We start from the raw sequence: 12426 nt of genomic DNA on the forward strand, positions 1-12426 counted from the left end.
CACGCAGTTGTTTGCGGGGGTGGTGCTGTACCTCTGAACCCACAACGGTTGCCAGCAGGTTGACTTTCTGCCCCACCTGCAAGGAGTCCATTGCGGTAATCGAGGCTTTGTCTTCAAACCGAAGTGGCAGGTGCAGGGCCAGGCCCATCCAGTGTGGGGCGTGTAGCAGGCCACTGGTGGCGTCGGTAATGGAAACGGGAAGGGGCAGCAGCTCCTCGAAGCGGGGGGCGGCGGGGGCGGCTGCTGCTGGTGTCAATTGTCGGGTTCGATGTTTTGGTTGGATGAGTGTTTTACAGGGCTAAAATGGCTTCAACTTCGAAGCGGGCACCTTTGGGCAAGCTGGCCACGCCAACGGTGGAACGCGCAGGGAACGGCGCTGACACGTATTCCTGCATGATGGCATTAACCTGTGCGAACTCGCTGAGGTCGGTCAGAAAGAGGGTGAATTTCACCACATTGGCCAAACTGCCGCCCGCTTCTTCGGCCACGGCCTTCAGGTTGGTGAATGCCTGGCGTGCCTGTTCTGCGGTAGATGGCCCAACGATTTCGCCGGTGCTGGGGCTCAGGCCGATCTGGCCTGATGTGAAAACAAGGTTGCCAAGTTTGATGGCCTGGCTGTAAGGGCCAATGGCTGCGGGGGCCTGGGGGGTGGAAACTACGGTGGCTTGGGTCATGATGTGCACAAAAATGTTGGGATAAATGGGTTAACAATGTTCAATTGCAATGATAACGCTACAACGCGCATTGTGTTGCCCATGGGGACGGTATACCATACTTGGCTTATTTGTTGCGCTGCAATGTACGCATGAGCCAAACCCAAAAATCGGCCAAGGCCGTAAACCAGAATGGTCGTGCAAACGCGACCACGTCAATTGACGCACAAGAGCGAGACGACATTTTTTCCGAAAAGTACGCCTGGGTGGCTGTCGGTTCCTGTGGTTTGGCTTCCGTTGCCTTTGGCCCCGAAGAATCGTTCAAGGCCTTGGGTGATTCGCGTCACCTGTTGATGTTTCTTGGCCTGCTGACAGCCTTCTCCATTCTTCTGGTGTCGCTGACCTATTTTCGGGTCACCGAGCTATTTCCCAAGGGTGGTGGCGGTTATGCCATGGCGACCAATTTGTTGGGCCCTAGGGTTGGTTTGATCGCGGGCGCGGCTTTGCTGGTGGATTACGTGTTGATGGTTGCCCTGGGTATCAGTGCGTCCACGCATTTGATGTTCAGTTTCCTGCCTCCTTATTTTTATGATTATCGGGTGTGGGTGTCGATGGCCTTGATGGTGGGGCTGATGACATTTCACATACAAGGGCGTCATTTGAACCTGAAGCCCTTCAAGTATCTTTTCGTGGCGTTTCTGGGCACACACCTGCTGTTTATTCTGGTCGGTTTTTCAGACCATTTTCAAGACATTGGCGGGGTGGTTACGCGCAGTGTGGAAAGCACACAATCCGATCTGGAAACCTTGGGCTGGCTGCCGGTATTGGCTGTTTTTGCGCGTGGCTTTTTTCTGGGTGGTGGCACCTACACTGGCATTGAGGCGGCGTCGGACACCGTGCAGCTTGGCCGCTACCGCCAAAGCAGCGCGAACCGCAGAAAGATGTTGGCCTACGTGGCCTGTGCGCTGGCTTTTGCGGCGGCCAGCCTGGCAGTGCTGTATTCCTTGTGGGATGTGAATATTGAACCCACCATGGCCTTGAACGGTGTGTTGTTTGAGCGGGTGTTCACCGACATTGGCTGGGACTGGCCTTATGTCATTTTCGGTTTGCTGGTGATGCTGGGCCTGGAGACGGCTGTGTTGCTTTTGGCTGCCCATGTGGCATTTGTGGTGGGGCCTCGTGTGTTGTCGACGATGGCGATCGATTCCTGGCTGCCGCACCAGTTCAGGTATTTGTCAAACCGGTTTGTGACCAAAAACGGCATCATGTTGATGGGTGGTCTGGCCTTGCTGGCCATTTATTTAAGCGACGCGAACGTTGATTTGCTGGTGGTGTTGTTCTCCATCAATGTGTTCATTGTGTTCAGTTTGTCCATGCTGGGTTTGTGTGTGTACTGGTTGCGAAACCAGCACGAGAAGCGCTTTGTGAAAGGTTTTTTGTCGGCTTCGCTGGGATTTGCGGTGTCGGCGTCTATTCTGTTGGGCACCATCGTGACCCAGTTTTTCCAGGGCGGCTGGATCACTATGCTGGTCACCACTGTGGTTGTGCTTGTGTGTTTGTGGGTGCGCAACCATTACCGTGAAACCAAGGAAAAAATTGCGAAAATCGACGAGGTTTTTGCGATGGCACAGTATGGTTCTGCACATTCCCCGCCCGAGCTGATTCCGGATGGCAACACAGCCGTGTTCATCGTTGGCAATAGCCGGGGCGGTGGTTTGCATGCGTTGCTGTGGGTGCAACGCATGTTCCCGAATCACTTTCAGAATTTCGTATTCATGAATGCTCGCACTGTGGATTCGAAAGCCTATGGGGGTCGTGAGGCGCTTGAGGCCATGCGCGTGGATGCGTCGGTGTCACTGAACTATTTTGTGAACTTCTGCAGAAGCCATGGCTTGCGTGCAAAAAGTTATTTGTCATTTGGTACGGATGCGGTGGAAGAATTAACCAGTTTGGCCGGGCAGGTGGCCGAGAACCACCCCAATGCGATTTTCTTCACCAGCAAACTGGTGTTTGAAGACGAAAACATTTTGACCCGTTTGTTGCACAACCAGGCGGCGCTGGAACTACAGCGGCGTTTGCACAACACTGGCCAGCAAATGGTGATTTTGCCAATGCGTTTGTAAAAAAGATGTGTTGCCTGAACTGCAGGCCTTTGCAATAATAATCAAACCTGCAGTTCTGATAGCAAAATTAAATGACACTCACCGAATTAAAGTACATCGTCGCGCTGGCCCGTGAAAAACACTTTGGCCGTGCGGCTGATGCCTGCTTTGTCAGCCAGCCCACCTTGTCTGTGGCCATAAAAAAACTTGAAGAAGAATTGAGCGTGTCGCTGTTTGAACGGGGTTCCAGCGAGGTGTCCTTAACGCCTGTGGGCGAACGCATTGTGGTGCAAGCCCAGCGCGTGCTGGAAGAAGCTTCTGCAATCAAGTCGATTGCCCAACAGGGCATGGACCCGCTGGCTGGTCCTTTGCGGGTGGGTGTTATTTACACAATTGGTCCGTATTTGTTGCCGGGTTTGGTGTCCAGCATGATCGAGGGCGTGCCTTCCATGCCGCTGGTTTTGCAAGAAAACTTCACAGTCCGTTTGCTTGAACTGCTCAAGCAGGGGGAAATCGATGTGGCGGTGTTGGCCTTGCCGATCAATGAATCGGGTTTTGTGATTCAACCGCTGTACGATGAACCCTTCATGGTGGCCTTGCCAAAAACACACCGTTGGGCAAACCAGACGTCAATCTGTTCGGATGATTTGCGAAGCGAGAACATGTTGCTGCTGGGCACGGGCCATTGCTTTCGCGATCAGGTGCTGGGTGTGTGCCCGGAACTGTCTCGTTTTTCGCAGTCCTCTGAGGGCATTCAGCGCACCTTCGAGGGCAGCTCACTGGAAACGATTCGCCACATGGTGGCTTCGGGAGTGGGCATCACGGTGCTGCCATCCAGTTCGGTGCCCAACCCGGTGCCCAAAGAATCGAGGCTTACCTATATTCCACTGGCTGATGACGACACGCGCCGCACGGTGGCACTTGTTTGGCGAAAAAGTTTTGGTCGGCGTGAGGCGCTCGATGCGCTGCGCGCATGCATCATGGGGTGCGATTTGAATGGTGTGGAGTTTCTGGATTCACCCCAAATGGTTCGATAAAACATGAGCAAGCTCAATGCAGCCCGCATGCAAGACTATGTTCTGCTGCTTCGGCTGAACAAACCCATTGGTATTCTGTTGTTGATGTGGCCCACCTTGTGGGGCCTGTGGATGGCCGCTGAAGGTTTGCCACCTTTGCATGTGTTGCTGATTTTTGTGGCCGGTGTGGTGTTGATGCGTTCGGCAGGTTGTGCAATCAACGATTACGCAGACCGCGACATTGATTTGCATGTGGAACGCACGCGCAACCGCCCTTTGACCAGCGGGCGAATCAGTTCCAAAGAGGCGTTGTTGCTGGCGGCTGGCTTGGCGATTGTGGCCTTGTTGATCACCTTGCCCCTGGGGTGGTCAGTTATTTTGATGAGCATTCCGGCAGCATTTCTGGCGGGCAGCTATCCATTCACCAAACGATTTTTCCCGATGCCGCAGGCTTATCTGGGCATTGCTTTCGGTTTTGCAATTCCGATGGCTTATGTGGCGGTGCAGGGCAGTGTGCCCTTAGAGGGTTGGCTGATTTTTGTTGCCAATGTGTTTTGGACAGTGGCTTACGATACCGAATATGCATTGGTGGACAAACCCGATGATTTAAAGCTCGATATAAAAACCGCGGCCATTACGCTGGGCCGGTATGACATTGCGGGCATCATGACCTGCTACGCAGTGTGTTTGTTGTTGTGGGCCTGGGTTGCTTGTGAACTGGGTTTTGGCGGGTTTTTTTGGGCAGCCTGGTTGGTTGCCATTGCCATTGCGGTGTACCACTTCACCCTGATCCGCAATCGCGACCGGGCGAAGTGTTTCAAAGCCTTTTTGCACAACAACTGGTTTGGTGGTGCCTTGTTTTCAGGTTTGGTGCTGCAGTTCCACGGCCCGGTCGTAAGCGGCTTTGGCTGCGCTTTGAATGGCTTCTGAAACGCCTAGCGCACGCAGTTGTTCAAGCCCTGCAAATGTAGTGCCGCCTTTGCTGGTGACTTTTTCGCGCAGCGTGGCAAATGAGTCATCCGACTGTTTGGCCAGTGTGGCGGCACCCAAAAAGGTTTGATTCACCAGCAGGTTGGCCTGCGCCTCATTGAAGCCCAGGTTTTGTGCGGCCTGCGCCAGCGCTTCCATCAGGAAAAACACATAGCCGGGGCCGCTGCCTGAAATGGCAGTTACGGTGTTAATTTCCTCTTCAGAATTTACCACCACCACTTCGCCACAACTGCTGAAAATTTGGTTGGCGGTGACGCGGTCTTCGCCTGTGCAGTTGGCTGTGAAAAACAAACCTGAAATACCCTGTGCCACCAGTGCAGGCGTGTTGGGCATGCAGCGCACCACGCGTGCATTGGTTTGCAGGCTCCAGGTTTGAATTTGTGCAACGCTGACACCGGCTGCAATACTGACGATCAGCATGTTGCCCATGTGAGTGGCCTGGCTGTTCAGCACGCTTTGCATGACCTGCGGTTTCACCGCCAGCAGCACCACTTCGGCTTTGAAATTTGAAGGCCAGTCAGCGGTGCAGTGCACTTTCAGTTCGGCCATTTTTGAAGCAGATTCAGGGCTGGGATCAATAACATGGAAGGCGCTGGCTGGAACGCCGCTGCGGATCAGGCCGCCCAGAATGGCATAAGCCATATTGCCGCCGCCGATGAAAAGAGTGTTCTGCATAATGATCCCCTTGTGTTTATCTGGAGTGGTTGCGGGCGCCAAACAGGGCTGAGCCCACGCGCACGCAAGTGGAGCCGCATTCGATGGCCAACTCAAGGTCTGCGGACATGCCCATCGAGAGGGTGTCCATGCTCAATCCTTGTGCGTTCAGGTCATCAAATATTGATTTGCATTTCAACAATTCGGCTTTTAGTTTTTCGCTGTTGTCGGTGTTGCTGGGTATGGTCATCAGGCCGCGCAATGTCAGGTTTTTCATCGCACTGATGGCCATACACATCGCATGTGCCTGTTCAGGTTCAATTCCTGATTTGCTGTCTTCGCCCGATGTGTTGATTTGTACCAGCACATTCAAGGGCGGCAGGTGCGCGGGGCGCTGATCGGACAGGCGTTGTGCAATCTTTAAACGATCCACGCTGTGCACCCAGGGAAAGTTTTCTGCAATGGGTTTGGTTTTGTTGCTTTGTATGGGGCCAATGAAATGCCATTCAATGGGTGGGGCTTTTTGCTGCGCATTGGGGTGATCAGCCAGCTGGGTGATTTTATCCAGCGCTTCTTGCAGGTAATTTTCACCAAAAGCAGTTTGTCCGCAGACGTGGAATTCGAGAATGTCGCCAAGCGGAAAGGTTTTGCTGACAGCCAGCAATTGAACTGAATCGCTGGTTCGGCCCGCTTTTGCGCACGCTGCCGCGATTCGGTTCCGGATACTTGCAAGTTGTTCGGCCTGGACCATGGTGAATCAATTCAATGCTCAAAGGGAGATTATAGCCACATGACACTGACCGAGTTGCTAACCTGGACCGTGGATGAGCACGCATCGGACCTGCATTTGTCTGCCGACATGCCACCCATGATTCGCGTGGATGGCGAGATGCGGCGATTGAACGATGCGGTGATGGGACATCGCGAAATTTATCGACTGATCCAGGGTTCGATGACCGAAGTGCAATGGCAAGGCTGGGAACAGTCGCACGAATGCGATTACAGCTTTTCTGTTGAGGGTTTGTCACGGTTTCGGGTGAATGCCTTCATGCAAAGCCGGGGGGCATCTGCGGCGTTTCGCGTGGTGCCCAGCCGTGTAAAAACACTTGAAGAATTGGAGGCGCCTGCCGTGTTTCGTCAAATTGCACGTGAACCCAATGGTTTGGTGTTGGTGACGGGGCCCACAGGTTCAGGCAAAAGCACCACATTGGCTGCGATGGTCGATGATGTGAACCGCAACCAGAAGGCGCACATTCTGACGATTGAAGACCCCATTGAATTTACGCACACGCCCATGAATTGTGTGATCAACCAGCGCGAGTTGGGCGAGCACACGCATTCTTTTGGCGCCGCGTTGAGATCGGCCTTGCGGGAAGATCCTGATGTGATTCTGGTGGGTGAAATGCGCGACCTTGAAACCATTCAATTGGCGCTGACTGCGGCTGAAACCGGTCACCTGGTGTTTGCAACCTTGCACACGTCTTCGGCACCGAAAACCATCGACCGGATTATTGATGCGTTCCCTTCGGCAGACAAATCGATGGTGCGTGCCATGTTGTCGGAATCGCTGCGCGCGGTGGTTTGTCAAACCCTGTTGAAACGGCAGGGCGGTGGCCGTGTGGCTGCGCATGAAATCATGATGGCCACGCCACCGATTCGAAACCTGATTCGAGAGGGCAAGGTGGCGCAAATGCTGTCGTCCATTCAAACCGGTTCGCAGCACGGCATGCAAACCATGGAGCAGGCAGTGCAGCGGCTTTTGATGACTGGAAAAATTACTCGAGAAGTGGCGATGAGCGTGATTTCAGGTTCGAATCAACCTTGAGTGTTTTAAGTTTGACGGTACACTTGGCTTTCAATAAAAACTTGAAAGGCAAAACCCATGGCAAGCAATGTGTACGAATTTTCCAGCAAAACCCTGGATGGAAAACCGCTGAGCCTTGCTGATTTTCAAGGCAAGGTGTTGTTGATTGTGAACACGGCGAGCAAGTGTGGCTTCACGCCCCAGTACGAGGGCTTGCAGGCTTTGCACGCGGAGTTGGGCCAGAAGGGTTTGGTGATCATTGGCTTTCCGTGCAACCAGTTTGGCGGGCAGGAACCCGGTTCCGAGGACGTGATCGCCAATTTTTGCCAGAAAAACTATGGCGTTGATTTTCTGATGGCTGAAAAAGTGGATGTGAAGGGCAATGATGCCCACCCCTTGTTCAAATACCTGACTGCACAGGCCAAGGGCATTTTGGGTACCGAGGCCATCAAGTGGAATTTCACGAAGTTTCTGGTTCGCAAAAATGGTGAGGTGTATGACCGTTACGCCCCCACCACCAAGCCTGCTGACCTGAAGGCAGACATTGCCAAGCTGTTGGCAGAATAGTTCCGGTTTTCCTAGTTGTCGGTGTTCTCGTTTTTCGCCGCATTGTTTGCGGAATCTTCTGCTGGGTTTTCCTGATTGGCCCGTGGTCGGTACACACCCCGGGTCAATGGAATTTCAAACAAACGGCATTCAATTGGCCCGTTGAACAGTGGGCGTTTGCGCTTTGGGCTTAGGCCCAGTGTTTTCTTGATTTCCAGGTCGCCAGAGAACAAAAAGGCGGTCCAGCCGGAAAAATTCATTTTCAAATGGTCGCCATAGGCTTTGAACAGGCGTTCGTAGGCTTCGTCTTCGGGCACATCGGCGCCTTTCGCGCGCACGCGTTCGCCATAGGGTGGGTTGCTGAATACAATGCCAGTTGGGGCAGGTGGCTCAACGGTAAGTGCATCGCGCTGGGCGAATTGCACAATGCCAGCGTCCAGAAGTTCTTCGAAGCCCGCGCGCGCCAGATTTTCTTGTGCAATGTCGATCAACAGTTCGGTGATGTCGCTGGCGTACCACTGGAAATAGGGCGTGGTCAGTGCTTTGTCCAGGCCCGCATTGAAGCGGCGATTGGCGTCTTCCTGCAATTCTTTGCCCCAATCAAGGGTGAAAGGTTTCAGGTTTTCAAAGGCGAAGGTGCGTTCCAGCCCTGGTGCGCGATCGCACAGCTGCGAAAGCGATTCGATCACCAGGGTGCCACTGCCGCAAAACGGGTCGAGAAACACATCGGCGTTTTTGCCTGCTTCGCTTTGGCGGGCGATGTGCCACAGGCCGGCGGCCAGGTTTTCTTTGAGTGGTGCCACACCCGCTTCTTCGCGCCAACCGCGCTTGAACAGGTTTTCCCCGGCCAGGTCGATGTACACCATGGCCTCTGTGGGGTTGATGGCTGCAAAAATGCGTACATCGGGTGCTTCTACACTCACGTTCGGGCGTTCGTCGAAACGTTCAAGGAATGCATCGCACACTGCGTCTTTCAGGCGCAGTTGTGTGAAGCGCACGCTTTGAATGTCTGCGCCCAGGTTGTTCAGGTCAACACGGAAGGTGTTCGACAGCCTGAACCAGTTGTGCCAGTCCACCGATTTGGCCAGGTTGTAAAACTCGTCTTCGCTGGTGCATTCGCCGCGCGCCAATTCAAGCCCAATTCGGCCTGCAAAGCGGGTCCAGTAGGTCATGCGGGTGGCCTGGCGCCAACTGGCCTCAAAGGTACAGCCACCGGTGACGGCACGCGTTTTTTGCGCACCCATGGTTTCCAGTTCAGCCACCAGAATTTCTTCCAGGCCACGCGGGCAGCTTGCAAAACAGTTGAACACACTCTGCTTGGTGGAGTTGTGTTGCTGACCGGCTTTGCTCGGCGTGGAATGACTTGGGTTTGAATTGGGCATGAATTGCTTTTAAAAATTAGAAAGGTTTTACAACCACCAGGATGATGGCAATGGCCATGAGCACCACGGGTACTTCATTGAACCAACGGAAATAGGTGTGGCTGCGTGTGTTTTGGCCAGATTCAAATTTGCGCAGAATACGGCCGCAGCTGTAGTGGTAACCGGCAATGGCGAAAACAACAAAAATTTTGGCATGCAGCCAGCCACTTTGGCCACCCACACCGATTTGATACACACCCACCAGAGCGAAACCCAACAGCAGTGCGGGAATGGCCAGCAGGGTCATGAACTTGTACAGTTTTCTGGCCATTTGCAGCAGGCGTGCGGTGGCTGCCGGTTCTGTTTCCATGGCCAGGTTCACGAAAATGCGCGGCAGGTAAAACAGGCCTGCAAACCACGAGGCCACAAACAATATGTGAAAGGCTTTCACCCAAAGATAACCACCCATGTACTGCTCCAGTTAGTTATGAATTAATCAGTTTCTTGTTTCGCCATGACCAAACACCACGTACTTTTGGCTGGTCAAACCTTCAAGGCCCACTGGGCCACGCGCATGAATTTTGTCGGTTGAAATGCCAATTTCAGCGCCCAGGCCGTATTCGAACCCGTCTGCAAAACGCGTGGACGCATTCACCATGACGGATGCGGAGTCGACTTCCCGAATAAAACGCATGGCGTGGCTGTGGTTTTCAGTCACGATGCTGTCGGTGTGGTGCGAGCCGTAGTGGTTGATGTGCGCAATGGCTTCATCGAGGCTATCGACCACCTTGATCGACAAAATGGGTGCCAAATATTCGGTGTTCCAGTCTTCTTCCGTGGCGGGCTTCACTTTCGGCAATAGCGCCATGGTGCGTTTGCAACCGCGCAATTCAACACCTTTTGCGGCATAGCGCTGCGCAAGTTCCGCGAGCGCGGGCTTGGCCACGTGGGTGTGAACCAGCAGGGTTTCCATGGTGTTGCAGGTGCCATAGCGGTGGGTTTTTGCGTTCTCGGCAATGTTCACTGCATGCGCCATGTTGGCGGATTCATCAATGTACACATGGCATATGCCATCGAGGTGTTTGATCACGGGCACTTTCGCATCGCGTGAAATACGCTCGATCAAGCCTTTGCCTCCACGGGGAACAATCACGTCCACATATTCGGTCATGGTGATCAGGGTGCCCACAGCTGCGCGGTCGGTGGTATCAATCACTTGCACCGCATCCGCAGGCAAACCGGCGGCTTCAAGACCTTGGGCTACAATGGCGGCCAAAGCCTGGTTGCAGCGAAACGCTTCCGAGCCACCGCGCAAAATCGTGCTGTTCCCTGATTTGATGCATAGGCCCGCTGCGTCCACGGTGACATTCGGGCGGCTTTCATAAATGATGCCGACAACGCCCAAAGGCACGCGCATTTTGCCCACCTGAATGCCAGAGGGGCGGTTTTTGAAATCAGTCATTTCGCCGATTGGGTCGGGAAGCTGGGCAATTTGTTCCAAACCTTCTGCAATGGTTTCAATGGCGCTGTCGCTCAGTGCCAGGCGATCAAGCAGCGCTGCGTCCAGGCCATTGGCCTTGGCCTGCGCCATGTCTGCTTGGTTGGCTTTGGTCAGTTCGGCTTTGTTGGCACGAATCAGCCTGGCGGTTTCAAGCAGGGCCTGGTTTTTGGCGTGGGTGTCGGCCTTGGCCATGTACACGGCGGCTGCGCGGGCTTTTTTGCCGACGGCCAGAATTTGTTTTTCAATGCTCATGGTACGTGCTCTTTCAGGTATTCCAAAGTTCAGGCGGTTCAATGCCGGCCACGCCCAAACCGATAATTTCAAACAGGGTCCAGGGGTTGCCCTGTTTCATGCCCTTAATGGTTTTCTCGGCGGCGTAGCACCAAGCTGTCAGCTTTTGCAGGCTACCGGGGTTGTGCCGTTTCAGGGCGGCGGCAATGTGATTTTGCCGCTGTCCCCAAATTCTATTTTGTCGGCAGGCATCCGACAAAGACATTCCGCGCCGCATGGCTTGCTGTGTGTCGCGAATGGCACGAATTTCTTCTTGCAGTGCCCACAGCACTAGCGTGGGGGCTTCACCTTCGGCTTCCAGACCTTCCATCATGCGGGTAATGCGTTTTGCATCCCCGGCCAGCAGGCTGCCCCCCAAATCGAATACATTGAAGCGGGCCGAATTGGCCACCATGCCTTGAACGTGTTCAATGGTCACGGTGCCTTGGTGTTCAAGGGCCAGTTTTGCAATGGTTTGGTGGGCCACCAGCAGGTTGCCCTCGGTTTTCTCAGCCAGCCAGCTGCAGGTTTCGCGGTTCAATTGTACGCCTTTGCGTTTTGCGGCCTGCGCTATCCAGCCGGGCAGGGTGTCTGCGCCCACGGGGCGGCAGGCAATCTCGGTGCCCCTGGCCAGCAGATCGGCAAAGCCAGCGCTTTTTTCCTGGGTTTTGTTCAGTTTGGGTGCGTTTACCAGCAGGTGGTGGCCTGTGTCGCCTGCTGCAATCCACTGCGCGGCTTTGCCCAGGGCTTCAGCCGCCTCTTTGCTGAGTTTGGGTTGATTGATGCGCAAATCAACCAGCGACACATCGCCGAACAGTGAGACCTCGGCAAACAGTGACAAAAATTCTTGTGGATCGAACTGGCGATCTATTTCGACAATTTGGCGCTGGTAGTCGGTTTGCTTTTTCAGGCGCTGGCGATACAGATCGGCGGCTTGGGTGGCAAACAGAGGTTCGTCGGTGAACACGCACAACAACTGGGGTAGCGCAGTGCTTGCTCCGTCGTTTAACCATGTGTCGAGCGCAATCTGTTTCACTTCGGGCTCAGTTTCAATGCGCTTAGCCGCCCAGTAATTTGGCGTGCAATGTCGCGCTGCATTTCGGTGTAAAGCTGGTTTTCTTCACCCTCTTTACCCAAAATCTGGTCGTCGGTGTAGGTCAGTTCGCGGCGCTGGCTTAGTTGGTTGGTGGCAATCAGGAAATCACCATTTTTGTCGGTGACGCTGTACATCAGTTCATAGGTTACCCGAACTTCGCGCGCACGGCCTGTGGCACTGAACGTCACGATGCTGCGGTCGCGCAGTTCGCTGATCAGGTTCAACTTCAGCGGCGCGCCTTCCTGCGGGTTCACTTTCAGATTCAGGATTTGAAGCTGCAAGTCCATGTTGCGGTTCATTTCGGAATTTTCCATGCCGCGCAATTCGATAGTTTCAAAATCGAAGTTGTACTGGCCACGCAACTGAAAGCCGCAGGCCGTCAGTGCGATGGTTGCTGTCAACAGGGCGATGGCTTGAATGAATCGTTTCATAG

Annotated in this window: 13 protein-coding genes and 1 pseudogene; 5 read left to right on the forward strand and 9 right to left on the reverse strand. The window is 54.0% G+C overall.

The window, feature by feature from the left end; all coding sequences use genetic code 11:
- Positions 1–256 (reverse strand): annotated as a pseudogene (locus V7028_RS10710) (ATP-dependent DNA helicase RecG); the annotation flags it as partial.
- 34 nt (positions 257–290) lie between these two features.
- Positions 291–674, reverse strand: coding sequence for a RidA family protein (locus V7028_RS10715; protein ID WP_334120074.1), 384 nt, complete (start codon positions 672–674; stop codon positions 291–293).
- 131 nt (positions 675–805) lie between these two features.
- Between V7028_RS10715 and V7028_RS10720 the strand changes: the two genes are divergently transcribed.
- From V7028_RS10720 to ubiA, 3 genes are all read left to right on the forward strand, one after another.
- Positions 806–2776 carry an APC family permease gene (locus tag V7028_RS10720; protein WP_334120075.1) on the forward strand — a complete coding sequence of 657 codons (1971 nt, stop codon included), beginning with the start codon at positions 806–808 and terminating at the stop codon, positions 2774–2776.
- 71 nt (positions 2777–2847) lie between these two features.
- Positions 2848–3792, forward strand: a complete 945-nt coding sequence (locus V7028_RS10725; protein ID WP_334120076.1) for a LysR substrate-binding domain-containing protein — start codon at positions 2848–2850, stop codon at positions 3790–3792.
- 3 nt (positions 3793–3795) lie between these two features.
- Positions 3796–4701, forward strand: a complete 906-nt coding sequence (ubiA, locus tag V7028_RS10730) for a 4-hydroxybenzoate octaprenyltransferase (RefSeq protein WP_334120077.1) — start codon at positions 3796–3798, stop codon at positions 4699–4701.
- Here the strand turns inward: ubiA and proC are convergent.
- Both proC and V7028_RS10740 read right to left on the reverse strand, forming a co-directional pair.
- Complete coding sequence (gene proC / locus V7028_RS10735) at positions 4633–5436, reverse strand: pyrroline-5-carboxylate reductase (protein WP_334120078.1); 804 nt, start codon at positions 5434–5436, stop codon at positions 4633–4635. The two genes, ubiA and proC, sit on opposite strands and share 69 nt — an antisense overlap.
- Before the next feature lie 16 nt (positions 5437–5452).
- The gene (locus tag V7028_RS10740) at positions 5453–6166 is read right to left on the reverse strand and encodes a YggS family pyridoxal phosphate-dependent enzyme (protein WP_334120079.1); all 714 of its coding nucleotides are present in this window, start codon (positions 6164–6166) and stop codon (positions 5453–5455) included.
- 39 nt (positions 6167–6205) lie between these two features.
- On the opposite strand from V7028_RS10740, the gene V7028_RS10745 reads away from it, so the two are divergent.
- Together V7028_RS10745 and V7028_RS10750 are read left to right on the forward strand one after the other, a co-directional pair.
- Positions 6206–7240, forward strand: coding sequence for a type IV pilus twitching motility protein PilT (locus tag V7028_RS10745; RefSeq protein WP_334120080.1), 1035 nt, complete (start codon positions 6206–6208; stop codon positions 7238–7240).
- 57 nt (positions 7241–7297) lie between these two features.
- Positions 7298–7786 (forward strand): glutathione peroxidase, encoded by a 489-nt coding sequence (locus V7028_RS10750; protein ID WP_334120081.1) that lies wholly within the window; start codon positions 7298–7300, stop codon positions 7784–7786.
- Positions 7787–7797: 11 nt separating this feature from the next.
- Here V7028_RS10750 and V7028_RS10755 read toward each other — a convergent pair whose 3' ends face one another.
- Genes V7028_RS10755 through V7028_RS10775 form a run of 5 tightly spaced genes read right to left on the reverse strand, consistent with a single transcriptional unit; the run spans position 7798 to position 12424 of the window.
- Positions 7798–9147 (reverse strand): THUMP domain-containing class I SAM-dependent RNA methyltransferase, encoded by a 1350-nt coding sequence (locus V7028_RS10755; protein ID WP_334120082.1) that lies wholly within the window; start codon positions 9145–9147, stop codon positions 7798–7800.
- Between the two features lie 16 nt (positions 9148–9163).
- Positions 9164–9595 (reverse strand): CopD family protein, encoded by a 432-nt coding sequence (locus tag V7028_RS10760; protein ID WP_334120083.1) that lies wholly within the window; start codon positions 9593–9595, stop codon positions 9164–9166.
- 27 nt (positions 9596–9622) lie between these two features.
- A complete protein-coding gene (locus V7028_RS10765; protein WP_334120084.1) occupies positions 9623–10879 on the reverse strand; it encodes a glutamate-5-semialdehyde dehydrogenase in 1257 nt (418 codons plus the stop codon).
- Between the two features lie 13 nt (positions 10880–10892).
- Positions 10893–11933 carry a DNA polymerase III subunit delta gene (gene holA, locus V7028_RS10770; RefSeq protein ID WP_334120085.1) on the reverse strand — a complete coding sequence of 347 codons (1041 nt, stop codon included), beginning with the start codon at positions 11931–11933 and terminating at the stop codon, positions 10893–10895.
- Positions 11930–12424, reverse strand: a complete 495-nt coding sequence (locus tag V7028_RS10775; RefSeq protein WP_334120086.1) for an LPS-assembly lipoprotein LptE — start codon at positions 12422–12424, stop codon at positions 11930–11932. The genes holA and V7028_RS10775 overlap by 4 nt, the downstream gene beginning before the upstream one ends.
- Between the last annotated feature and the right edge of the window lie 2 nt (positions 12425–12426).

Source organism: Limnobacter sp., from assembly GCF_036846585.1.
In the GTDB taxonomy this organism is placed as follows: Bacteria; Pseudomonadota; Gammaproteobacteria; order Burkholderiales; family Burkholderiaceae_B; genus Limnobacter.